Annotated in this window: 25 protein-coding genes and 1 tRNA gene; all 26 read left to right on the top strand. The window is 39.4% G+C overall.

What is annotated here, in order from left to right:
• Positions 1-106 precede the first annotated feature (106 nt).
• The gene (locus LHV68_10720) at positions 107-307 is read left to right on the top strand and encodes a hypothetical protein (GenBank protein MCB4792340.1); all 201 of its coding nucleotides are present in this window, start codon (positions 107-109) and stop codon (positions 305-307) included.
• A complete protein-coding gene (locus LHV68_10715; protein MCB4792339.1) occupies positions 304-777 on the top strand; it encodes a nucleotidyl transferase AbiEii/AbiGii toxin family protein in 474 nt (157 codons plus the stop codon). The genes LHV68_10720 and LHV68_10715 overlap by 4 nt, the downstream gene beginning before the upstream one ends.
• The gene (dcd, locus tag LHV68_10710) at positions 764-1312 is read left to right on the top strand and encodes a dCTP deaminase (protein MCB4792338.1); all 549 of its coding nucleotides are present in this window, start codon (positions 764-766) and stop codon (positions 1310-1312) included. The genes LHV68_10715 and dcd overlap by 14 nt, the downstream gene beginning before the upstream one ends.
• 207 nt (positions 1313-1519) lie before the next feature.
• Positions 1520-2680: a GuaB3 family IMP dehydrogenase-related protein gene (locus LHV68_10705; protein ID MCB4792337.1), complete on the top strand. Its 1161-nt coding sequence runs from the start codon at positions 1520-1522 to the stop codon at positions 2678-2680.
• Positions 2681-2763: 83 nt separating this feature from the next.
• The gene (locus LHV68_10700; GenBank protein ID MCB4792336.1) at positions 2764-3051 is read left to right on the top strand and encodes a hypothetical protein; all 288 of its coding nucleotides are present in this window, start codon (positions 2764-2766) and stop codon (positions 3049-3051) included.
• A 213-nt stretch (positions 3052-3264) separates the two neighbouring features.
• Entirely contained in the window at positions 3265-4794 is a 1530-nt protein-coding gene (guaA, locus tag LHV68_10695; protein ID MCB4792335.1) for a glutamine-hydrolyzing GMP synthase, read from the top strand.
• 108 nt (positions 4795-4902) lie between these two features.
• Positions 4903-5535 carry a DUF47 family protein gene (locus LHV68_10690; GenBank protein MCB4792334.1) on the top strand — a complete coding sequence of 211 codons (633 nt, stop codon included), beginning with the start codon at positions 4903-4905 and terminating at the stop codon, positions 5533-5535.
• 94 nt (positions 5536-5629) lie between these two features.
• Positions 5630-6664 (top strand): inorganic phosphate transporter, encoded by a 1035-nt coding sequence (locus LHV68_10685; GenBank protein ID MCB4792333.1) that lies wholly within the window; start codon positions 5630-5632, stop codon positions 6662-6664.
• A 123-nt stretch (positions 6665-6787) separates the two neighbouring features.
• Positions 6788-7672 carry a phosphoribosylaminoimidazolesuccinocarboxamide synthase gene (locus LHV68_10680; protein MCB4792332.1) on the top strand — a complete coding sequence of 295 codons (885 nt, stop codon included), beginning with the start codon at positions 6788-6790 and terminating at the stop codon, positions 7670-7672.
• A gap of 85 nt (positions 7673-7757) precedes the next feature.
• The gene (locus LHV68_10675; GenBank protein ID MCB4792331.1) at positions 7758-8240 is read left to right on the top strand and encodes a phosphoribosylformylglycinamidine synthase subunit PurS; all 483 of its coding nucleotides are present in this window, start codon (positions 7758-7760) and stop codon (positions 8238-8240) included.
• A gap of 12 nt (positions 8241-8252) precedes the next feature.
• Positions 8253-10700: a phosphoribosylformylglycinamidine synthase subunit PurL gene (gene purL / locus LHV68_10670; GenBank protein MCB4792330.1), complete on the top strand. Its 2448-nt coding sequence runs from the start codon at positions 8253-8255 to the stop codon at positions 10698-10700.
• A 5-nt stretch (positions 10701-10705) separates the two neighbouring features.
• A complete protein-coding gene (gene purQ, locus LHV68_10665) occupies positions 10706-11578 on the top strand; it encodes a phosphoribosylformylglycinamidine synthase I (protein MCB4792329.1) in 873 nt (290 codons plus the stop codon).
• A gap of 11 nt (positions 11579-11589) precedes the next feature.
• Positions 11590-12870 carry a phosphoribosylamine--glycine ligase gene (gene purD, locus LHV68_10660; protein MCB4792328.1) on the top strand — a complete coding sequence of 427 codons (1281 nt, stop codon included), beginning with the start codon at positions 11590-11592 and terminating at the stop codon, positions 12868-12870.
• A gap of 140 nt (positions 12871-13010) precedes the next feature.
• On the top strand, positions 13011-13754 hold the full coding sequence (locus LHV68_10655; GenBank protein MCB4792327.1) for a hypothetical protein: 744 nt from the start codon (positions 13011-13013) through the stop codon (positions 13752-13754).
• Between the two features lie 153 nt (positions 13755-13907).
• A complete protein-coding gene (locus tag LHV68_10650; protein ID MCB4792326.1) occupies positions 13908-14948 on the top strand; it encodes an acetyl-CoA carboxylase carboxyltransferase subunit alpha in 1041 nt (346 codons plus the stop codon).
• Between the two features lie 83 nt (positions 14949-15031).
• Complete coding sequence (locus LHV68_10645) at positions 15032-16027, top strand: ketose-bisphosphate aldolase (protein MCB4792325.1); 996 nt, start codon at positions 15032-15034, stop codon at positions 16025-16027.
• Between the two features lie 71 nt (positions 16028-16098).
• On the top strand, positions 16099-16518 hold the full coding sequence (locus tag LHV68_10640; GenBank protein MCB4792324.1) for an acyl-CoA thioesterase: 420 nt from the start codon (positions 16099-16101) through the stop codon (positions 16516-16518).
• Positions 16518-16889: a response regulator gene (locus tag LHV68_10635; GenBank protein ID MCB4792323.1), complete on the top strand. Its 372-nt coding sequence runs from the start codon at positions 16518-16520 to the stop codon at positions 16887-16889. Before LHV68_10640 ends, LHV68_10635 begins: the two co-directional genes overlap by 1 nt.
• Before the next feature lie 16 nt (positions 16890-16905).
• Entirely contained in the window at positions 16906-17130 is a 225-nt protein-coding gene (locus LHV68_10630; protein MCB4792322.1) for a NifU family protein, read from the top strand.
• Between the two features lie 11 nt (positions 17131-17141).
• The gene (locus tag LHV68_10625) at positions 17142-17627 is read left to right on the top strand and encodes a metallophosphoesterase (protein MCB4792321.1); all 486 of its coding nucleotides are present in this window, start codon (positions 17142-17144) and stop codon (positions 17625-17627) included.
• Between the two features lie 149 nt (positions 17628-17776).
• Positions 17777-17848, top strand: a tRNA-Met gene (locus LHV68_10620).
• 169 nt (positions 17849-18017) lie between these two features.
• Positions 18018-18308, top strand: a complete 291-nt coding sequence (locus tag LHV68_10615) for a hypothetical protein (GenBank protein MCB4792320.1) — start codon at positions 18018-18020, stop codon at positions 18306-18308.
• Positions 18309-18732: 424 nt separating this feature from the next.
• Positions 18733-20160, top strand: coding sequence for a HAMP domain-containing histidine kinase (locus tag LHV68_10610; GenBank protein MCB4792319.1), 1428 nt, complete (start codon positions 18733-18735; stop codon positions 20158-20160).
• Positions 20161-20212: 52 nt separating this feature from the next.
• The gene (locus LHV68_10605) at positions 20213-21145 is read left to right on the top strand and encodes a response regulator (protein ID MCB4792318.1); all 933 of its coding nucleotides are present in this window, start codon (positions 20213-20215) and stop codon (positions 21143-21145) included.
• A gap of 127 nt (positions 21146-21272) precedes the next feature.
• Positions 21273-21962, top strand: a complete 690-nt coding sequence (locus tag LHV68_10600; GenBank protein ID MCB4792317.1) for a response regulator transcription factor — start codon at positions 21273-21275, stop codon at positions 21960-21962.
• Positions 21963-21978: 16 nt separating this feature from the next.
• A complete protein-coding gene (locus LHV68_10595) occupies positions 21979-22935 on the top strand; it encodes a sigma-70 family RNA polymerase sigma factor (GenBank protein ID MCB4792316.1) in 957 nt (318 codons plus the stop codon).
• Positions 22936-22994 lie beyond the last annotated feature (59 nt).

Here is a 22994-nt window from a genome sequence, read left to right as displayed (position 1 = left end):
ATGATTAATGACTTTGATTGAAAAATTAAAAGATACGTTGCATTATAAAATGCTGTAAAACAATGATAAAACCGGATAAGTGGATAGTCAAGATGAGAGAAGATAAATGATTGCAAAAAAGTGGTTTAATATTACAAATTCCTATGATAAAGCAAGGCGATTTCATGAAAAACTTGATGCACAGATGACGCCTGAGGAAAAATTGGATGATATATTCTTCTGTAGAAGGCAATATTTTATTCTTAATGGATTAAACCCCAATAAAATGTCTATGAAAAAGGTATTTAAAATTTCAAAAAGAATATGAGATACGAAAAGGATTTTAAAGAATTCTTAATGTTGTTAAATAAAAATAGAGTAAGATATTGTATTGTAGGTGCTTTCGCTGTAGGAATTCACGGAAGGCCCAGATATACAAAAGACATGGATATTTTGGTTGAACCTAATAGAGATAACGGAAAAAAAGTTATTAAAGCTTTAATTGATTTTGGATTTAAAGAATTGGCAAATCAGTTAAATGAAAGTGATTTTGAAAAAAAGGATAATATTGTCCAGATAGGCCAAGAGCCGATAAGAGTGGATTTGATAATGTCGATTAAAGGGGTAAGTTTTAGTAAAGTCTGGCAGAATAGAAAAATCCTTGATTACTATGGGCAAAAAGTTAATTACATCGGATATAATGAATTAGTAAAATCAAAAGAAAAAACAGGCAGATCAATAGATTTGATTGATGTTGAAAATTTAAGGAAGATTAGGAAATTAAATGATAAAACCTGATAAATGGATAGTCAAGATGGCGAGGGAACATAAGATGATTGAGCCGTTTGAAGAGGCTCAGGTTAGGAAGGGGGTTATTTCTTACGGGGTATCTTCTTATGGGTATGACATGCGGGTGGCTAACGAGTTTAAAATATACCAGCATAAGGGAGTGCTTGACCCGAAAAGGCTTGAACCTTCCTGTTTTAAGGAAGTAAAGGCTGATGATTTCATAGTAATTGAGCCTAACTCATACATACTTGGGCGTTCGCTTGAGTATTTCAGGATACCTCGTAACATATTGACCATTTGTTTTGGCAAATCTACCTATGCCAGGTGTGGGGTGATAGTAAATGTCACTCCTTTTGAACCTGAATGGGAGGGGTATGTTACTATGAGCATTTCAAATACCTCAAATGTTCCGGTCAAACTCTATGTAAACGAAGGTATAGCCCAGGTTATATTCCTTGAAGCGAATGAAATATGTCAGACATCGTATGCTGACAAGAAGGGCAAGTATCAGGCTCAAGATAAAATAACCGTTGCCAAGCTTTGAATTTTGCTGATAATTTTTATACAATATATGTCATTTAATATATATTCATATATATTAAAACAATAGATTTGACTTTTTTCTGTTTAAATGCTAAATACTAAGCTCGAAACCCTAAATAAGCTCAAACAATAAAAATTGAAAAAATAACTGTATTTTGTATAAGTTTTGTATTCTAAATATACAGAGTGTGATTGGAGGAATAGTAAAATGTCTTTTTTTATAGGCCGTGACCGTGAAGCAAGGCGTGCATATGGTTTTGATGAAGTGGCTATAGTACCGGGTCCTTTAACCGTAAATCCGGAGGAAGTTGATATACATACAAGAATCGGCAATATAGCCCTTGAGATACCTTTTCTTGCCAGTGCCATGGACGGCGTAGTAAACGTCAAGTTTGCCATTGCCATGGGAAAACTTGGAGGGTTAGGAGTGCTTAACCTTGACGGAATACAGACCCGTTACGACAATCCGGAAGAAATACTTGACAAAATAGCAAGTGCTCAACCGGAAGACGCAACAGCTCTTGTCCAAAATATTTATAAGGAACCTGTAAAGAAAAACCTTATAGCAAAACGTGTTGAAGAAATCAAAAAAAGTGGAGTATTGGCTGCTGTGTCTTGTGTGCCGATGAATGCACCAATGGCAGGGCCGATAGCTCAGGAAGCGGGTGTTGACATATTTGTTGTACAAAACACGGTTGCAACAGCAAGGCATATAGCAACAAAATATGAGGTTCTTGATTATAAAAAATTCTGCAAGGATATGAAGGTTCCTGTAATCGTAGGGAACGTCGTTAACTACAATGCCGCGCTTGAGCTTATGGAAACCGGTTGTGCTGCTTTGCTTATCGGGGTAGGGCCAGGGGCTGCGTGTACTTCCCGCGGTGTGCTTGGCATAGGTGTTCCCCAGGTTACGGCAACGGTTGACTGCGCTGCAGCAAGGGATTGGTATTTTAAAAAATCAGGGAAATATGTATCTATAATAACTGACGGCGGAATGAGCACAGGCGGAGACATCTGCAAAGCTTTTGCTTCAGGTGCGGATGCCGTTATGGTAGGTTCTGCGTTTGCGCGGACAAAAGAGGCTCCGGGAAGAGGTTTTCACTGGGGAATGGCTACTCCTCATCAGAACCTTCCCAGAGGCACAAGAATAAGAGTAGGCGTAACAGGCACTCTTGAAGAAATATTGTACGGGCCGGCATCTCTTGATGATGGTACGCAAAACCTTGTCGGCGCCCTGCAAACCTGTATGGGGTCTGTCGGAGCAATGAATATAAAAGAAATGCAGCTTGCCGAGCTTATCATAGCTCCTGATATAAAACATGAAGGCAAGCTTTTCCAGAAAGCCCAAAGAGTCGGAATGTGCAAGTAAAGAGTTCTTAGTTCGGAGTTAGAAGTTCGTAGTAACTACGAACTAATGACTAATAACTACGGACTGATAGGAGGTAAATTAAAATGATACGGCTTCCGAAGAAAAAAAAGAAACTCTGCATTGAGGAACCTCATTTCTTATACTATAACGGTTTTGAGATACAGGTCATACCTGAGCAGGACAAGAAAACTCTTCTCTGGAGATATAGGGTCTGTTTTTATAGACACAGGAACGAAAAAGTAAGGAAAAGAGTTTTTAGCGATAAAACTACATTCTCAAGGAAAACAGAAGCCATAAAACAGGGATTTGTTTTCGGACAGAAAGTTATAGATGGAAAATCAAAAAAGTTTTCGTTAAAGGATATAAAATAATCAATAAAAGCCTTTTATAAACCCGCCTGTCCACGGCCTTTCCTTGTTCTCATAGGTCCTATGGAGCAAGAGCAGCCCTGGTGGACCAAAGGCAGTTGGAGCAGATAATTTCTCCATAACTGCTTAATACACAAAAAATCAACACCTAAATAGGTTAATAAAAACTTTATTAAAGGATAGAAGTATTCCTAAAAACTAAAGTCATATATAAAAATGATACTAATACTTGATTTCGGTTCTCAATACACGCAGCTAATAGCACGAAGGGTCAGGGAAGCAAAGGTATATTGCGAGATATACCCGGGAAATAAACCTGTATCCGGCTTGCCGTCCCTTAGCGATATTTCAGGCTTGATATTGTCCGGAGGCCCTTCCAGCGTATATGATAAGAATGCGCCGTGGCCCGATTCCAGGATATGGGATTATAATGTGCCTGTACTTGGCATATGTTACGGTATGCAGCTTATAGGAGAACACTTTAAGGGAAAAGTAAAACGCTCAAAGCACAGGGAATATGGTTTAAGCGAACTTACACTTGATACCTCAAATGACCTGTTTTCAAACCTTGATATGAGGATGCCTGTTTGGATGAGCCATGGAGATGCATTGAAAAGGCTCCCTAAGGGTTTTGAACATATAGGCCATACAAAAAACTCTGCCTATGCAGCGATTTTCAGTAAAGAAAAAAAGATATTCGGCGTACAATTCCACCCTGAGGTAAAGCACACCCCTTTTGGAAAAAAGATAATAGAAAATTTTGTTTACAATATCTGCAGGGAAAAACCTGACTGGACTATGCATTCGTTCATAGAAGAAGAGATAAAAAGGATCAAAGCGGCTGTAGGCAGGGAAAAGGTCCTTTGCGCTCTTTCGGGAGGAGTGGATTCTTCGGTAGCTTCGGTCCTGGTACATAAAGCTGTCGGTAAACAGCTTACTTGCATCTTCGTGGATAACGGGGTCCTGCGCCACGGAGAAAAAGAAAGAGTTAAAAAGATATTCAGCAGAAAATTCGGCAAAAATATGATAATTAGAGATGCTTCCGCAAGGTTTTTAAATAAATTATCCGGAGTAATAGACCCTGAGAAGAAAAGAAAAATAATAGGACATGAATTTATAGCGGTTTTTGATGACCAGGCAAAAAAATTAAAAAACATAAAGTTCCTGGTCCAGGGTACGCTTTATCCGGATGTTATTGAAAGCATATCTGTCAAAGGTCCTTCTGCAACAATAAAAACTCATCATAATGTAGGGGGCTTGCCGGAAAAAATGAAGTTGAAACTGATAGAACCTTTAAAATTTCTTTTTAAAGACGAGGTAAGAAAACTCGGTCTGGAACTTGGCATTCCTCAGGAAATTTTAACCAGGCACCCTTTCCCCGGGCCGGGTTTTGCAGTGCGTATCCTTGGCGAAGTGACCAGGGAAAGAACAGATATCCTAAGGAAAGCCGACCTTGTAGTTGAAGAAGAGATAAGGCGCTCGGGGCTCTATGAAAAACTGTGGCAGGCTTTCGCGGTGCTTCTTCCCATAAAAACCGTAGGTGTTATGGGAGATTCAAGGACTTACGAAAATGTAATCGCTCTTCGGGTAGTAGAATCTGATGATGCGATGACTGCGGACTGGTCAAAGCTGCCTTATGATGTCCTGGGCAGGATTTCATCGAGGATAATAAATGAAGTGCGGGGTGTTAACCGTGTGGTCTATGATATATCGCAGAAACCGCCCGCTACGATTGAATGGGAATAAAGCAGACTTCAGACCACAGACTACAGACTAAAACCAAAAGTCCAATCCGAAGTCTTTAGTCTGATGTCTCAAGTCTGACGCCTGAAGTCCGAAGTTTAGGAGGTTAATATGTTAAAAAAGTATTTTGGGATGGAAGATAATTTTGAAAAATTCATGCTGGCATACGCAGATAATCTTGAGGCGACATCTAAAAAATTCTATGATTTTATCCGTGCGTTCGATGTGTCCGGGATAGATCAATGGGCAAAAGAAATAAAAGAAATTGAACATAACAGCGACAATGTAACCCATGAAACAATGAACTGGCTTGAAGGCACATTTATAGTAAATTATGACAGGGAGGACATACATGTCCTTGCTTCTGACCTGGATGATATAATAGATTTTATGGATGCTGCGGCAACAAGGATATCCTTATACAATGTCACAGAAATGCTGCCTGAAGTAATAAAGCTTACTGAACAGCTTTTTCTTTCTTGCCAGGAGACTGCAAAAGCTGTACGTGCTATTTCAGGCCCCAAGCTTAACAGGAGCGTTTTAGAAATTTGTAAAAATATCAAAGGATACGAATCAGAAGGTGACAAATTATACCATGATATACTTGCAATGCTTTTTAAGGATGGAAAAGACCCGTTATACGTAATAAAATTTAAGGAAATAGTCGAAGAATTAGAGCGCGCCCTTGACCGGTGTAACCAGGCAGCGATGGATGTAGAATCGTTGATATTTAAATACAGCTGAAACCTCAGATATCCGACCACAGACCACAGACAGCAGCTAAAACCAAAAGGATAAGGCTGAAGTCTCTAGTCTGAGGTCTGCAGTCTATAAATAAATGCATATTCCGTTTGACCAATTACCGTTATTATACTGGATTGTAATTCTTGCGGCTCTTGCTTTTGATTTTGCCAACGGGTGGCATGATACTGCAAATGCAGTTGCAACATGTATATCAACAAGGATCCTTAGGCCTGCTACTGCAATCGCTCTTTCTGCTGTTTTAAATTTTGCAGGGGCGCTATTGAGCACAAAGGTCGCTAAAACAATAGGAGGTGGGATTGTAAACCCGACTATCGTTACAGGAGAACACGGAGCCTTTCTTATATTTGCGGCTATGCTTGCGGCGATTATCTGGGAAGTATACACTGTTTTGGAAGGACTTCCTGTTTCTGGCTCACATGCTTTGATAGGCGGTTTGATAGGTGCTGCGATTTCGGTATATGGTTTTAACGTAATTGTGTTAAAAGGCATTTTGAAAATATTTCTTGCTATGGTCCTTTCTCCGGTCCTTGGTGTTATTATAGGTATGCTTATCCTTAAACTGAGCTATACCATAGCTCAGAGATTAAAACCCATTAGAGTTAAAAAGATTTTTGCTTTTGTCCAGATAATTACTTCTTCAACAATGTCACTGATGCACGGGCAGAACGATGCTCAGAAAGTTATGGGAGTAATTACTCTGTTGTTGTTTACCGGCGGGTATTTCGGAGCAGTGGAATTTAAAAATGTTCATGTTCCGATTTGGGTAATGCTTGCCTGCGCATTTTCTATGGCTATGGGTACGGCTATAGGGGGAAGAAAGGTAATAAAAACACTCGGCTGTAAGCTTGCTCATCTAAGGCCCATAGAGGGCGCTTCAGCAGAGCTCTCAGCTTCAATAGTCCTTGAAGCTGCATCGTCCTTAGGAGTGCCTGTAAGCACTACTCATACCATAACGGGGAGTATAGTCGGAGTTGGGGTAGAAAAAAGAATGAAAGCAGTAAAATGGGGAACAGGGCTCAAAATAATTTATGCCTGGATTTTTACCCTGCCCGTAGTTGCGCTTATGAGCGGAATCCTTGCCAAAATATTTTTATATATGTATAAATAAGTTTGTCCCGCCGCTTTGAAAACTACGGGTATACTCGTGGATGAAGCGGGATTTCGCCCCACCGAAGGTGGCAAGAGTTTTAGTAACGGGTGCATGCAAGTGGGGCTCAATTTGAGGTAATTTATGAACAAAACCGTTGAAACTGAAAAAATCGATCTGCCGCTTTATCATAGAGGAAAAGTACGGGATGTCTATAATCTTGGAGAAAACCTTTTAATAGTTGCCAGTGACAGGATCTCTGCTTTTGACTTTGTGCTTCCTACCATAATACCTGATAAAGGAAAGATTCTTCATAAGTTGTCGATGTTCTGGTTTGATTTTATAAAAGATATGATGCCTAACCATATAATCACAGGCGATTTTGAGAGCTTCCCCAAAGAACTCAGGAAGTATCCGTATTTAAGGGATAGGTCCGCACTTGTAAAGAAAGCAAAAAGGGTTGATATAGAATGCATAGTAAGAGGCTATCTTTCAGGATCAGGATGGAAATCATATAAGCAAGACCAGGCTATCTGCGGAATAAAGATTGAAAAAGGGCTTCTTGAATCATCAAAACTGCCTCAACCCATATTTACGCCCACTACCAAGGAAGAAGGCGGGAAACATGATGAGAATATTTCTTTTGAAGAAATGGCTAAGCGGATTGGGAATCAATTAGCTGAGAGTATCAGGGATTTATCTATAAAGATTTACACAAGGGCAAATTCGCATGCCGAAACAAAAGGGATAATCCTTGCCGATACAAAATATGAATTCGGACTTCTTGACGGCAAAATAATCCTGATAGATGAGATATTGACCCCTGATTCATCCCGTTTTTGGGAAAAAAGCAAGTATATAGTCGGAAAATCTCAAGACAGCCTTGATAAACAATATGTAAGGGACTATCTTGAATCGATACAGTGGGTTAAAAGGCCGCCTGTTCCGTCCCTGCCCGAAGATGTTGTTAAAAGAACAAAAGAAAAATATTTGGATGCTTATAGAAAATTAACGGGAAAGGAAATATAATTAGGTATCAGGCATCAGGCGTCAGCAAAAAGAAATAATATTTTTAATGCTGAAACCTGATCCCTGAAGCCTGAAGGCTAAAAAAATGATTTACCAAGTTGAAGTAATGTTAAATAAAGGATTTAAAGATATTCACGGCCACAATATAAGGAATGACATTTCTTATATTGGGATAAAAGACAAGCCTGAGGTAAGATACTCGCCTCTGTTTTATATAGAAGGGAATATTGAACTTTACGAAATTAACAAGATAGCTAAAAACCTTCTTATCGACCCTGTTACACAGAATTGCAGTATAAGAAGTATTGCATCCAAGAACGCTCAGGCAAAAAACTCCCAAACCAAGAGCCAGGGGCACGAAGTTGAAGTGTGGTTCAAACCGGGTGTTACGGATGTTGTGAGCGAGAGCATTATAAAGGCGATCAAGGATCTCGGTATAGATAAAGAGCTCAAAGTTAAAACAGGGCATAAATATATTTTTACGGGTTCGGTATCTTTAAATTCCGTGAAACAAATAACCGAACGTCTTCTGGTCAATAATATAATACAGAAATATACAATACGATAAAGCAGGAATAGAATGGTAAAGATCATAGAGATCATGAATTCATCAGACGAAAAGCTTATTAAAATAAGCAAGGATTATATTTTGTCCTTGTCGCTTGTTGAAATGAAGGCGATACAGGGGTATTTCAAAAAACTTAGAAGGAATCCCACGGATGTCGAACTTGAAACTCTTGCCCAGACCTGGAGCGAGCACTGCAAGCATAAGACCCTGGCCGGAATTGTTGAATACGAAGAGATAAAGCCTCACACAAAAGCCCATGGGCAGCAGGCCGCAAACCAAAAATCCAAAACGACAGATTGTATGCCTAGTAAAAAAGTCTATAACAACTTGCTTAAAGAAACAGTATTTAAAGTGACTAAAGAACTCAATAAAAAGTGGTGTATCTCTGTTTTTAAGGATAATGCAGGTATAATCGAATTTGACAAAAACAATGGTGTTGCTTTTAAAGTTGAAACGCATAACCATCCTTCAGCGCTTGAGCCGTACGGAGGCGCAGCAACAGGGATAGGCGGAGTAATAAGGGATATTTTAGGTGTCGGCCTTGGCGCAAAACCTCTTGCAAATACTGATGTCTTTTGTTTCGGCCTGCCCGGCCTTCCCTGGAAAGACCTTCCGCAGGGTGTCCTTCATCCCAAAAGGATCGCTAAAGGAGTAGTTTCAGGCGTCCGCGATTACGGGAACAGGATGGGGATACCTACAATTAACGGGGCGGTATATTTTGACGAGGGGTATACTTCTAATCCGCTTGTTTTCTGCGGCACCCTGGGCATTATCCCAAAAAATAAATGTTTTAAGAAAGTCTATCCCGGAGACTTGATATTAGTCGTCGGAGGAAAGACCGGCAGGGACGGCATACACGGAGCGACTTTTTCGTCTGTCCAGCTGGACCAGGAATCAGACGTAAGTGCGGTTCAGATAGGGAACCCCATCATAGAAAAAAAAGTACTGGATACGGTCTTAAAAGCACGCGACATGAATTTATATCATGCGATTACGGACTGCGGCGCGGGCGGGTTATCAAGTGCAGTCGGTGAGCTTGGGCAGGACTGCGGCGCCCTGGTCCATTTGGAAAAGGTCTCATTAAAATATGAAGGTTTAAAACCCTGGGAAATCTGGATCTCAGAAGCCCAGGAAAGAATGGTGCTTTCGGTCCCTAAAAAGAATAAGGGTGACATAGAAAAAGTTTTTCTTTCGGAAGATGTCGAAGCTACGTTCATCGGCGAGTTCACTAATGATAAAATCCTTACAGTAATGTATGAAAAGGATGTCGTAGCTAAACTTCATATGGAATTCTTGCATAACGGCGTACCCAGGCAGAAAAGAAAAGCCGTATGGGAAAAAAGAGTTGAGAGTTCAGAGTTGAGAGTTCAGAGTTCTAAAAACTTAGGCAAGGATTTAAATCAGCTTCTTTCGAGTTACAATATTTGCTCGAAGGAATGGATAATAAGGCAGTACGACCATGAAGTCCAGGGGCAGACCGTAGTTAAACCCCTGCACGGCAAAATAGAAAACACAGGGCCCGGGGATGCATCGGTGATATGGCCGTACACAATTACAGGCGAATCTAGATACAGGGGGATAGTCATTTCAAACGGGCTTAACCCTGAATACGGTAAAATTGACCCTTATTGGATGGCAGCTTCAAGTATCGATGAAGCCATAAGAAATGCAGTGTGTGTCGGAGGCCAGCTAGAGAAAATCGCTATTTTAGATAATTTTTGCTGGGGAAACCCTAACCGTCCTGAGCAGCTTGCAGGGGTGGTAAGGGCTGCGCAGGCGTGTTATGATATCGCTAAAATCTACGGCACGCCTTTTATTTCCGGCAAGGACAGCCTGCATAATGAATATGCTTTAAAAGATAAACTATATTCCATACCGCCGGCTCTTTTGATCTCTGCCGTAGGGATAGTAGATGATATAAGAAAGACTATAACTATGGACTTAAAAGAGGAAGGGAGCCTCATCTATGTCCTGGGTGAAACCAAAAATGAGATGGGCGGTTCTCATTATTTTAAAATCCATAATCTATTAGGTGGCAGTGTTCCGAGGCTTGATGCCCTTAGGTCAAAAAGGTTGCTGAGAGCTTTACAAAATGCCATAAATAAAAGTTTAGTAAGTTCGTGCCATGATTGCTCGGAAGGCGGTATAGGAGTAGCCTTAGCCGAGATGTCGATAGCCGGTAATAGAGGCATAGAGTTTGATTTAACGGATATCCCTGAAGAAACAAAACTTGGAGAAACAGGACTCCTTTTTTCGGAGTCCAACAGCCGGTTTATAGTTGAAGTAAACCCGAAGAACAAGAAACTCTTTGAAAAAACTTTGGCAGGTTTGCCTTTTAAGCATGCCGGCAAAGTAACCAAAGAAGCAACTCTGACAATAAAAGACTTAAAAGGTAAAACGCTAATAGAAGAAAAAATAAATACCTTAAGAGATTCGTGGCAAAAAACATTAAGCTGGTAATGAAAATGAACAAACCTAGAGTGCTGGTTTTAAGGACTGCCGGAACAAACTGTGATATCGAAACAAAGTTTGCATTTGAGCTTTGCAGTGCAAGGGTTGAACTTTTACATATCAATAAATTGATAGATGATGAAGTAAAACTTGACCATTACCAGATACTTGCTATCCCTGGCGGTTTTTCCTACGGCGACGATATAGCTTCAGGCAGGATACTTGCAAACGAATTGAAGTATAAGCTGGGCGAGAAAATCTATAAGTTTTCTTCATCGGGCAAGCCCATTATAGGTATTTGTAACGGGTTCCAGGTTTTGGTAAAGATGGGAATCTTGCCTAAGTTGAAACTCGTGCTTGATGAAGAGCTTAAAAAAGACCCTTCTCTTGGGTTTAACCAGAGTGTTACTCTGGGCAGCAATGATTCTGATAAGTTTGAATCCAGGTGGGTTCACCTTCAAATAAACCAAAAGGCAAAAGCGAAAATACAAAATTTTTGGTTAAAAGGCCTCCCTGATATAATCCCGCTTCCTGTCGCACACGGAGAAGGAAAATTCATTGCTAAAGACAGCAAAGTATTGGCAGATATAGAAAATAATAATCAGGTAGCGTTCAGGTATGCGGATAAAAACGGTAAGATAGCAAGATATCCGCTAAACCCCAACGGGTCTGCAAATAATATTGCAGGTATATTTAACGATAAAGGCAATATACTAGGGCTTATGCCACATCCTGAAAGATACATCTTTAAGTGGCAGCACCCGAATAAGACATCAGTTCAGAGTTCGGAGTTTATAGTTCAGAGTAACGACAAAAACAAAGAAACTGATTCTGAGTACGGGTGGGGGTTGCAGATTCTTAAGAATGCTGTCGAATTCGTAAGGTAACGGATAAAAAAATGAATGTATTAGTTATTGGTTCCGGAGGGCGTGAGCATGTGCTTGTCTGGAAATTAAAACAAAGCCCAAAAGTCGAAAAGATTTATTGCGTACCGGGAAATGCAGGGATTTCTCAAATAGCTGAGTGTTATAATTATAAGATAAATGACTTTTCGGCCCTTGCCGGGTTTGTAAAAGAAAAAAATATAGATTATACGGTAGTCGGTCCGGAAGTCCCTCTGTCTGAAGGCCTGGTTGATTATTTCACTTCCGAAGGCTTAAATGTTTTTGGGCCTAACAAAAAAGCTGCAATGCTTGAAGCAAGTAAAGTTTTTGCTAAAAATTTTATGAAAAAATACGGGATACCTACTGCAAAATATGAGGTGTTCAGTGAAATAAAGGATGCCCTAAGTTACCTTAGTACATTAGAACAAAGTATGCCTTTAGTAGTCAAAGCCAACGGCCTGGCAGCGGGTAAAGGCGTGATAATCTGTAATAACGCAGAAGAGGCAAGAGAATCGTTAGAAAGTATCCTTGAAAAAAAAGTTTTCGGGACAGCCGGAGAAAATGTTGTTGTCGAAGAGTTTTTAGCAGGAGAAGAAGTGTCGATAATGGTGTTCTTGGACGGAAAGAACTACAGCATTATGGTTCCGTCCCAGGACCACAAAAGGATTTTTGATAATGACCTGGGGCCAAATACCGGAGGAATGGGTGCCTATGCACCTGCACCTCTGTTTGATAAAGAAATGCGGGTTCAGGTTGAAGAAAAAGTAATTAAACCTGTTATTAATGGTCTTGAAAAAGAAAAAATAGAATATAAAGGTGTTTTATACATCGGCCTTATGATCTCAAATAAAAAACCCTTTGTACTTGAATTTAATTGCCGTTTTGGGGATCCTGAAACCCAGGCCGTATTGCCCCTTCTTAAAACAGACCTTTTGGATATAATAGATTGTGTAATTAATGCTAAATTAGACAAATGCAAAATAGAATGGTATAATAAATCCGCTGTATGTGTTGTTTTGACATCAAAAGGCTATCCAGGAGATTACATAAAAGATGTTGAGATTTCAGGGTTAACTGAAGTTTTAAAACAGCAGGATGTGATTATATTTCATGCAGGCACTTCTTTAAAAGGAAGCAATGTAGTTACTTCTGGCGGCAGAGTTCTCGGGATTACCGGTGTAGCTGATAATATAAACCAGGCTCTTAAAACAGCATATAATGCGGTAAAGTCAGTAAAATTTGACGGTATGCATTATAGGAAAGATATAGCTAAAAGAGCGATCGATAGAAACTGATAAAACGCTAAATCCGAAATTCTAAACACGAAACAAACTCAAAATATCCAAAATTCAAAGCTTGAAGTTTTAAGTTTTATATTTTGGATTTATTTAGAGTTTAGTGTTTTGAGTTTGCAAGAAGGAAGGTATAGAAAGGTATGAAATTAATCTACAAATTTTTATTACTTTTGGTATTATTATTATTAAATCTAAGGGTATCTTCTTTTGCCGAGTCAACGTACGTCATAGACACACCTACGACAGGCATGCTTGATTACGGCGGCTACGATTTAAATTTCAGGCTTTTTTCAAACGGAGGAATAATCACGCGCCTTGACTTCGGTGTTTTTAGAATGGTTAACCTGGGCTTGGGCTGGGAAGCGCAAAAGGTTATAGGTTCAGACAATGTAGTGGCATCCGATAAAATCTCGGTCAGTCCTCCGGCTTTATATATGAAAATAAGGCCGTTTGAAGGAGGCCTAGTGCTTCCGGCCTTTGTGCTCGGGTATGACGGCCAGGGCTATTTTTACGACAGAGATAAAGCAGAATTTACCCAAAAAGAAAAAGGAATTTTTGCTGCAATAGGAAGAGAGATATTGTTTCCGGGTTTTAGTTTAACATTGGGCGGCAATATAGCAGATTTCAAAAATAACACGATTACAGGTTTTGCGAATATCCTAATAAATTTAGAAGATAAATTTAATTTTTTGGCAGAATATGATAATATCCAGAACGATATAACTCTAAACAGGTTAAATATAGGGTCCAGGTTCTTTATAAATAAGGATTTAAGCGTAGACCTGGCCGGAAGATATTTAGGAAGTAATACTGATATTAGTAATGCAAGTTCTCAAATTGCAAACGAACGTATTATCCGCATTAATTATGTAAGTAAATTCTAGTATAGGAAATTAAAAACCCTATACTTGATTATAATGATTATTAACTAAGATTACACAGATTAAAAGTAAGCCGCTTCTGTAATCACTGTAATCTTTTTTTAAAATCTGTATAATCGACAAGTTCCCGAAGGGACTTGTAAATAAGGTGAAACCATGGCAGACGATATCTCGGTATTGGAATTTGAAAAACCTATAATTGAAATAGAAAATAAATTAGAGAGCCTGAGAACTGCAGGAGAGTCTTCCGAAGAAATAAAATTTCTTGAAAAGGAATGTGAAGAACTAAAGACCAAAGTCTATAGTTCTTTGACTCCTTGGCAAAGGGTCCAGCTAGCGCGCCATACAAAAAGGCCGTACACCCTTGATTACATTAATGCTATTTTTACTGATTTCATAGAGTTGCACGGGGACAGGAATTTCTCAGATGACAAAGCTATAATATGCGGGCTAGCTTTATTAGATGGACAGCCGGTGGCTGTTATCGGCCAGCAAAAGGGAAGGAACCTGCAGGAGAATATGGAAAGGAATTTTGCCATGGTCCACCCCGAAGGATACCGCAAAGCTCTTAAAGTCATGAAATTTGCAGAAAAGTTTAACCGTCCGATTATTACATTTATAGATACACCGGGAGCTTATCCTGGCATAGGGGCTGAAGAAAGAGGGCAATCTGAAGCGATAGCAAGGAATTTAAGGGAGATGTCCGCTTTAGCTGTTCCGGTTATAAGCGTGATAATCGGAGAAGGCGGTTCAGGGGGAGCTCTTGGAATAGGTGTGGCAAACAAGATCCTGATGCTTGAAAATGCATACTATTCGGTAATATCGCCGGAAGGATGTGCTGCCATACTCTTTCATGATGCAGCGAAAGCTCCTGATGCGGCTGAGGCATTAAAAATTACGGCGACTGACCTGTTCAAGCTCGGTGTTGTTGATGAGATAATCCAGGAACCTGTCGGCGGAGCTCATAAAGACCCGGTAGTGACATCAAACAACGTGAAAAAAGCTCTCATAAAATATTTGGATGAGCTCAAAAAACTTTTGCCCGATGAACTTTCTGAAGACCGTTACAATAAATTCAGGGCGCTCGGTATTTTTGAGGAAGGGAGTAAATCCTTAGTTGCTTCGGACAAAACATCTGAAGGTAAAAAGGTAAAAAGGAAAATAAGCCCCGGCAAAAAGATGCCAACTGACATTTGAGACAGATTGGTGAACGTTAAGCTTAAACTTCAGTCTTATATCTAAATAAATGGCTGATCAGCGAAAAATAGGAGGAAGAAAAAATGGCATTAGTTCCGATGAAGCAGATCCTGGATGAAGCAAGAAAAAAAGGCTATGGTGTTGGTGCTTACAATGTGAACAATATGGAACAGATACAGGCGATCATGGCGGCAGCTCAAGTTACGAAATCACCTGTTATTATCCAGGCAAGCAGGGGTGCTTTAAAATACAGTAATTTTACTTACCTTAAACACTTGATGCTTGCGGCAGAGGAAGAAAACCCGGATATCCCGATCGCAATGCACCTTGACCATGGCAATTCGCTTGAAACGGCGAAAAAAGCGATCAGTCTTGGTTTTACGTCCGTAATGATAGATGGATCCCTAAAAGAAGACGGAAAGACACCTTCAGATTATAAATATAATGTTGACGTTACTAAATCAGTAGTCGAATATGCCCATAAATTCGGCGTGACCGTTGAAGGGGAGATAGGCCGTCTCGGAGGTATTGAAGACGGTGTCGGTTCAGGCTCGATACATGTTACTGACCCCGATGAAGCGAAGGAATTTGTAGACGAAACAAAGCTTGATGCCCTTGCTATTGCGATAGGTACCTCTCACGGCGCTTACAAATTCAAAGGTTCCAAGAATCTTGCCTTCGACGTGCTTGAGAAAGTCCGCAAGCTTATCGATATCCCGATCGTTCTTCACGGTGCGTCTTCAGTACCGCAGGAATTGATAGACCGGGTCAATAAATACGGAGGTAAGATGCCTGGAGCAACTGGAGTTTCCATGGAACATCTGCAAAGGGCTATCAAAATAGGGGTAAGCAAAATAAACGTAGATACCGACGGAAGGCTTGCTATAACCGCGGAGATAAGGAGAGTGTTCGCAGAAACCCCGGAGAAATTTGACCCGCGGGATTATCTTGGCCCTGCCCGCGACACGCTTGCTGTTTTAATAGAATCAAAAATGAAAGATTTTGGGACAGCAGGCCATGCCGGAGATTATAAACCTATCAGCTTAGATGACATGAAAAAGTTTTATAGTAGCAAATAAAAAATGAACCCAGCCCATCTTGATTTTAAGATTTGCCGGGTATTAGACAGTGCTTAGCAAGGGTTTTTATAATGATACTACAAGATGTTAAGGTGGGCTGGGTGAATGAGATAAATATCCGTGTTCCATATGCTGATACAGACCAAATGGGGATGGTTTATTATGCAAATTATCTGGTTTATTTTGAACGCGGCAGGACAGAATGGTTAAGGGAAAGAGGGCTAAGTTACAAGGATCTTGAAAGTAAGGGAATATATCTGCCTGTGATAGAGGCCCATTGCAAATATGTGTCACCCGCAAGATACGATGATCTTATAACTGTAAGGACTATACTCAGCGAAATTAGTTTTGCCAGTATAATTTTTAATTACGAGGTCACAGCCGGTGAAAAGGCCCTTGTAAAAGGCAGCACAAAACACCCTTTTGTAAATAAAGATCTGCGGCCTGTAAAGATTCCTGAAGAAATCAAGGTTGTATTGGAGAAAAGGTGATGGCAAAAAAAATTTTGATAGTTGATGATGAAAAAGAGGTAAGTGACCTTTTAACGATAGCCTTAAAATCAAAAGGTTATAATGTTTCAGCTATGGCCCAGGGCAATTCATTGTTTGATATAGCTGTGAACGAAAAACCAGATCTAATTATTCTGGATATATTGTTACCCGGAATAGATGGTTATTCTATTCAGTTGCAGTTTGCTCAACAGGAAGAAACTAAAAATATACCAATAATAATACTTACGGCACTTCCTGCTGCAAAAGCACTGTTCGATGAATTTAAACAGGTCAGGCATTTCGTAAGTAAGCCGTTTGAAATCAACAGTTTATTAAGCAAAGTCGAGGAAGTATTGTGGGCAAGCAGTTAGCCATTAGGAGAATACAATGAAAGAAAAAGTGGAAAAAGCGTTAGAGAAAGTCAGGCCTCACTTGCAGGCAGACGGCGGTGATGTAGAGTTAGTGGAAGTAACCAAAAATGGTATAGTTAAAGTAAGGCTAAAAGGTGCTTGCGGTTGTTGCCCTATGTCAAAAATGACTTTACAACAGGGAGTTTTTAAAATACTTAAGCAGGAAGTCCCTGAAATTAAAGAAATACAATCTATTGATTAATGAATTAAAATATGATTATAGGTGTGATAGCTGATACTCATGAAAATATGCCGCTCATAAGGAAAGCGGTTGATTATTTTAATAAACATGATGTATCTTTGGTGTTTCATGCAGGGGATATTATATCTCCGATTTGCCTAACGGAGCTCGAAAAACTAAAGTCAAAACTAATAATAGTTTTCGGGAACAATGACGGTGAAAAAAAAATATGGCGGCAGAAAATAAAGGATTTAGGCGAGATACACGATGGTTTTTTTGAGACGAACATTGAAGGGCATAAAGTCCTGGCCATACACGAACCTTATTTGTTGGATGCCTTGATAGAAAGCCAAAAGTACGATATTATAATTTATGGGCATACCCATGTACCGGAAATTAAAGCGAGCGGCAAGACTTTGATTATAAATCCAGGAGAATGCGGTGGGTGGCTTACAGGCAAATGTACGATTGCACTGCTTAAACTGCCTCAAAAAGAAGCTAAAATAATTGAATTGTAATATTAGTAGATTATTGGATATATAATAGGCAAAGGCAGGGTAGTTCAGCGGTGGAGCAGCGGACTCATAAGCCGTTGGTCGTAGGTTTGCCTATGCAGGTCATCACCTGCATGGTGACAAGACCTTTGGTTTTTGAAAAGTTTAGAGTAGGCTGAGTAGCTCAGTGGTAGAGCAGCGGACTCATAAGCCGTTGGTCGTAGGTTCAACCCCTACCTCAGCCAGTTTTTTAAATTACATAATTAATTGATAAATAGCTTGAAATTTTAAAATTTATTTATTATAATCTATTATATAATTCTATAATAAAATAAAAGGAGGTGCACTGTTAGTAAAGAGTTTTTGTAAAGTTTGTAAGAATTTTTAAGTTAAAATACCATTAGGAGGTTTTTTATGACAGCTTATGAGTTGAAACAGATCAATGTAAAATCTTTACTTAAGATAGTTCCAGTTGTATTTGCAATTCTTGGCACCGTGATAGGGTTGTTTACATTCTTTCTTTTTCCGACTGATGTTGCAAGAGATTTAACGGTGGGAGCAAGACTATTGTCATGGCTGATTTTTGTAGTTCTATACACAATTATCATGCTTGTTGGTATCGTTATTATATCTTGGTTATATAATTTAGTAGCAGGCAAGATGGGCGGGGTCAGCATAAACCTGCAGTCAAAAGAAGAGATTTAAGCGCTTGATACAACCTTGAAGGCAAACATGGATGTAAATCCATGGAAAAATGTTGAAATTTTTTTAAAGGGCAGAAATCCTGATACCATGGGCATAAGTCCGTAGAGCTGGATTTATTTTTTTAGCCGTTTGTTATTTTATTTATAGTAAAAATATTTAATAAATCCCCGTTTCGAAAAAATTCGAAACGGGGAGGATTTTATATTTGCTTGGCTAACCCAATGACAGAAACATTGTTGACTTTTCGATTTCTCGATATGGAGTTTGTGTAAGAATCATCGGACTTGTTAACAGGGGTGGATGTTGATTATAGGGGGTGCCGCGTTATTCAAAGTCCTGCCATGTCGGACGATTCTGTCGGACTCCGTAGCGGAGCATCGGAGGCAGGACGGCTCCTGCCGAAGGGGTTCCATCTCTTAATAAAATGAACTTAAGAACCAAGTTTACACTCTACATTTCATTGCTGATAATATTTGTAATTTGTGGAATATCTATAAGTATTTTCTTTACACAAAAAAGCCTGCTTTCCTCCCAGTTGGAAAAAAATCGAAAAAAAAGTTTTGAAGACTTCTTATATACGTGTAAGGAATCCCTGGTTGTCAACGATGAGATACAGGTCTTAAATACGATTAGGTCAATAATAAAGATACATTATCCTACTATAGTATATGCTGGATACATTTCTCCGTCACAAATAGTCTTGTTTAATTCAAGAGACGCCGAACGCCAGGAAGATTTTAAATCCAGGATAACAAGGGTAAGCGAATTTACCACAGTGGATTTTGTATCGCATATAAATGAAAAAATCAAAGAATTTTCAATGCCAATTTATCTTGATAATGAATATAGAGGCACGATAAAAGCAGGGTATTCACAGACTTATTTGGAAAATGAAATAAAACAAGCGGTTATTGCGTTAGGCAAGAAAATTATGCAGGTTTCTGTTTTGGCTCTGTTTTGCGGCTTGCTGTTGTCCAGTATTATAGCTTTTTTCTTTAACAAGCCGATCAAGGCTCTTGCAAAAGCGGCTAACGAAATAGGTGCAGGGAATCTGGACAGTAAGGTGGAAATTCATTCAAAAGATGAGCTCGGAAGCTTAGGCCATACTTTCAATGATATGGCAAGAAAATTAAAAGAACTGGATGAGCTAAAGGATAGTTTTGTTTCCAGCGTTTCTCATGAACTGAGGTCTCCGTTAGCTGCAATAGACGGTTATTGTGATTTTTTAATTGAAGGTTTTAATAGGAATATGCCCAGGGAAAAACAGGAAAAGTCCTTAAAAATCATAAAAGATGCTACTATAAGGCTTACAAATTTCATAAATAATGTTCTAGATATAGCAAAAATTAAAGCAGGCAGGTTTGAGCTTAGAAAAACACCTGTGAGCTTCAATGACCTTGCGGAAGAAATAGTGTCTTTATTCGTTTCGTTAGGAGAACAGCAGCAGAAAAAAATATTCAATGCAGTAGCCAAGGATTTGCCGAATATTTTCGCAGACCCTGAAAGAATAAAACAGGTTATAACAAACCTTGTCGGTAATGCTCTTAAGTTTACCAAAGCAGGTTCTGAGATTTCCATAGGCGCAAGACTTAATGAAGACGGACAATCTATCACCGGCTGGGTTAAGGATACCGGTATCGGCATCCCGCCCGATGACCTTACAAGGGTATTTGAAAGGTTCTTTCAGGTTAAAGAATCCGGAATGAAAAAACCCAAAGGGACAGGCCTTGGCCTTGCGATTGTTGCGGAGATAATAAAACTGCACAATGGAAGGATCTGGGTTGAGAGCACGCTGGGACAGGGCTCAACATTCAAATTTACTATCCCGGTATATAAAAGAATAGAAACTTAAATAACAAAATATAACGTTTTTTTAATCTGATTTTATATGTTAAAGGTATTTTATGCCAGGTAAAATTCTTGTAATTGATGATGAGCCTAATTTAAGGGAAATGTTAAGCGATATTTTGTCTAATGAGGGATTTACCGTAGTGACCGCAAGTAATGGCGAAGAGGGGTTAAAAAAGATCTATGAAGAATCTCCTGACCTGATAGTACTTGATTGCGCCATGCCTATTCTTGACGGCTATGAACTCTTGGAGCGCATGCGGACGGACCCGATGTTGTTAAATAAGCCCGTCGTTATGTTAACCGTTCAGAACAACGAGCATGACGAAATAAGAGGCCTTAGGCTTGGGGTTGATGATTACATTACCAAGCCTTTTAAGCCGTCACTTTTAGTGGCAAGGATCAACTCTGTCCTTGAACGCAAGATGCAAAGTATCAGTGCAAATCCTCTAAGCTTTTTGCCAGGTAATGCTGCGATAAAAGCCGAAGCAGAAAAAAGGATCGTTAATTCTATTCCCTTTGCCATGATTTACTTGGACATAGCAAATTTTAAGAGTTTTAATGACAGATATGGATTTCAAAGAGGCGATGAAATAATAAAAAATACCGCATCCATACTTATTAGGTCGGTTCAAACCTATGGCCAGAAGGGAGATTTTATCGGGCATATAGGAGGGGATGATTTTATTATTATATCGACTCCAAGCAATTTTATCGGGATAGCCGAAGAGATAATAAGGCTATTCGATGAAAGCATACCTAAATTCTATGATAAAGAGGATAGAGAACGGGGTTACATAGTCTCCAAAGACAGGAGCGGGAATACAAAAAACTTTCCTTTTATGACCATACAATTGGCCATAATATCAAACGAACAGACCAGGATAGCCCATTACGGCGAGTTAAGTGAAATAGCTTCTGAACTCAAGAAAATCGCAAAACAGAGCGAGCGCAGCACTTATGTACTTGACAGAAGAAAAAGAAAATAAAAAATTTTTATCCCGCGGTTCTAAAAACCACGGGTAGGCTCAAAGATGAAGAGGGATTTCGCCCCACAGAAGGTGGTAAGGATGTTGATACCACGTACATGTACGTGGGGCTCAATAAGGAGAAGCCATGATCTCTAAGAAAAAAATCTTGGTTGTTGATGATGAAGAGCACATAAGGTCGTTCTTAAGCGATCTTTTAGAGAGTGAGGGTTATCTGGTTATAACTTCCCCGGATACAGATACCGGATATAAAAAAGCCATTAAATCACAGCCTGACCTTATGATCCTTGATCTAAAAATGCCTCAAATAGGCGGTGTTGAACTCTGCAGGCTGCTCAGGGAAAATCTACAGACAAAAAATATCCCTATAATCATGCTGACCGTACAATCATCTGAAACGGATAAAGTTATTGGCCTTGAAATCGGCGCAGATGATTATATCACAAAACCTTTTGGCGCCAAAGAGCTGCTTGCCAGGATTCACTCTCTCCTGCGAAGGGTAAGCAGGAAAGATGAAGTTGAGATCTTAAGCTCTGGCGGGCTGGAATTAAACCTTATAGCCAGAACCGTGACCTTAAATAAAAAACAGTTAGAATTAAGGCCGAAAGAATTTGATCTGCTGCACATGTTCTTAAAGAAACCTAATGTAGTTTTATCAAGAGAATATATGCTGGAATCTGTTTTTGACGTCAAGGAATTCATAGCAACAAGGACAATCGATACCCATATAAAGAATTTGCGCAAAGCTCTCGGTCCCTGGGGAAAAAAAATAAAGACTGTTTTCGGGCGCGGTTTTAAATTTGTCCCGAATCCCTAAAGAATTCCAAATAAGAATGGCTTCTAAATCTAAAAAAAAATCTAAGCTCAATAAGGTTAATACATGCGATATGAAATCCCCCGGCTCCTGTCGGGGGATGCCCGGCCTTCGTAGCCATAAAGGCTACTACGGCGGAGTAGGCAATACAGATGATGTCGCAGTAGGTCGCGTTATCAAAGGAGACTCCGGCTCCTGCCGGAGGGTCTCCACTGAGGATAAACTAATTATAGACAATATTAAATTAGGCGATGAAAATGCACGTGATATATTAATAACAAAGCATTCATCCTTAGTTATTTCTCTTGCAAGAAAATATCACAACTGTTTTAAAAACATTGATATGGAAGAGCTTATAGCTGAAGGAAACAGCGGGCTCCTTGAGTCTATTAACTATTATAACCCTTCGTTAAAAACAAAATTTTCCACTTATGCCTGGTTTTGGATAGTCAAAAATATGCAGGAATACATAAATAAAAGCAATGCGATCATAGGCTTGCCATATAAAGTAATGTCGGATTTGAAGAGGATAGTCGGAAGCATGGAAGACGAGGTAAGAAAAGGGAATGTCCCTTCTTTGGAGGATATATCCAAAAAACTTGATTTTGACCTGGATAAAGTAAAAGAGTTGTTGTCTCAAAGAAAGAATTTGTCAAAGCCCTTGTCACTGGATAAATACCTGGATAATTATGAAAAAGAAGCGACCTTGGGAGACATCGTACCGGATGAAAGCAGCGACACAATTGTCGAAATCCTTGATAAATCTGAAAATAAAATAAGCCTGGATGAAATGCTGGAGCATCTAACGCCAATTGAAGCTGAGATAATCAAATTGAGATATGGATTCAATGACAAGAAGTATCATTCTTTAAAAGATATGAGCAAAAAGGTCAATATTTCTGCAAATAAAATAAAAGATATAGAATCGATCGCAATTCGAAAGTTAAAGAAATTAGTTGAAGAATCCTCTGACTAGATTTAAAGAAAGTTGCAGCCTTAAAACAAAAAACTAACAAAAAGTAGAATAACCTCTCA

Source organism: Candidatus Liberimonas magnetica (assembly GCA_020523885.1).
Classification (GTDB): Bacteria; Elusimicrobiota; Endomicrobiia; order Endomicrobiales; family JAFGIL01; genus Liberimonas; species Liberimonas magnetica.
This window is presented reverse-complemented; position numbering and strand designations above follow the sequence as displayed.

Excerpts from the sequence above, each read along its gene's own strand:
- LHV68_10720 (MCB4792340.1), top strand. The coding sequence starts at position 107 with ATGATTGCAAAAAAGTGGTTTAATATTACAAATTCCTATGATAAAGCA.
- LHV68_10715 (MCB4792339.1), top strand. The coding sequence starts at position 304 with ATGAGATACGAAAAGGATTTTAAAGAATTCTTAATGTTGTTAAATAAA.
- dcd (MCB4792338.1), top strand. The coding sequence starts at position 764 with ATGATAAAACCTGATAAATGGATAGTCAAGATGGCGAGGGAACATAAG.
- LHV68_10705 (MCB4792337.1), top strand. The coding sequence starts at position 1,520 with ATGTCTTTTTTTATAGGCCGTGACCGTGAAGCAAGGCGTGCATATGGT.
- LHV68_10700 (MCB4792336.1), top strand. The coding sequence starts at position 2,764 with ATGATACGGCTTCCGAAGAAAAAAAAGAAACTCTGCATTGAGGAACCT.
- guaA (MCB4792335.1), top strand. The coding sequence starts at position 3,265 with ATGATACTAATACTTGATTTCGGTTCTCAATACACGCAGCTAATAGCA.
- LHV68_10690 (MCB4792334.1), top strand. The coding sequence starts at position 4,903 with ATGTTAAAAAAGTATTTTGGGATGGAAGATAATTTTGAAAAATTCATG.
- LHV68_10685 (MCB4792333.1), top strand. The coding sequence starts at position 5,630 with ATGCATATTCCGTTTGACCAATTACCGTTATTATACTGGATTGTAATT.
- LHV68_10680 (MCB4792332.1), top strand. The coding sequence starts at position 6,788 with ATGAACAAAACCGTTGAAACTGAAAAAATCGATCTGCCGCTTTATCAT.
- LHV68_10675 (MCB4792331.1), top strand. The coding sequence starts at position 7,758 with ATGATTTACCAAGTTGAAGTAATGTTAAATAAAGGATTTAAAGATATT.
- purL (MCB4792330.1), top strand. The coding sequence starts at position 8,253 with ATGGTAAAGATCATAGAGATCATGAATTCATCAGACGAAAAGCTTATT.
- purQ (MCB4792329.1), top strand. The coding sequence starts at position 10,706 with ATGAACAAACCTAGAGTGCTGGTTTTAAGGACTGCCGGAACAAACTGT.
- purD (MCB4792328.1), top strand. The coding sequence starts at position 11,590 with ATGAATGTATTAGTTATTGGTTCCGGAGGGCGTGAGCATGTGCTTGTC.
- LHV68_10655 (MCB4792327.1), top strand. The coding sequence starts at position 13,011 with ATGAAATTAATCTACAAATTTTTATTACTTTTGGTATTATTATTATTA.
- LHV68_10650 (MCB4792326.1), top strand. The coding sequence starts at position 13,908 with ATGGCAGACGATATCTCGGTATTGGAATTTGAAAAACCTATAATTGAA.
- LHV68_10645 (MCB4792325.1), top strand. The coding sequence starts at position 15,032 with ATGGCATTAGTTCCGATGAAGCAGATCCTGGATGAAGCAAGAAAAAAA.
- LHV68_10640 (MCB4792324.1), top strand. The coding sequence starts at position 16,099 with ATGATACTACAAGATGTTAAGGTGGGCTGGGTGAATGAGATAAATATC.
- LHV68_10635 (MCB4792323.1), top strand. The coding sequence starts at position 16,518 with ATGGCAAAAAAAATTTTGATAGTTGATGATGAAAAAGAGGTAAGTGAC.
- LHV68_10630 (MCB4792322.1), top strand. The coding sequence starts at position 16,906 with ATGAAAGAAAAAGTGGAAAAAGCGTTAGAGAAAGTCAGGCCTCACTTG.
- LHV68_10625 (MCB4792321.1), top strand. The coding sequence starts at position 17,142 with ATGATTATAGGTGTGATAGCTGATACTCATGAAAATATGCCGCTCATA.
- LHV68_10615 (MCB4792320.1), top strand. The coding sequence starts at position 18,018 with ATGACAGCTTATGAGTTGAAACAGATCAATGTAAAATCTTTACTTAAG.
- LHV68_10610 (MCB4792319.1), top strand. The coding sequence starts at position 18,733 with ATGAACTTAAGAACCAAGTTTACACTCTACATTTCATTGCTGATAATA.
- LHV68_10605 (MCB4792318.1), top strand. The coding sequence starts at position 20,213 with ATGCCAGGTAAAATTCTTGTAATTGATGATGAGCCTAATTTAAGGGAA.
- LHV68_10600 (MCB4792317.1), top strand. The coding sequence starts at position 21,273 with ATGATCTCTAAGAAAAAAATCTTGGTTGTTGATGATGAAGAGCACATA.
- LHV68_10595 (MCB4792316.1), top strand. The coding sequence starts at position 21,979 with ATGGCTTCTAAATCTAAAAAAAAATCTAAGCTCAATAAGGTTAATACA.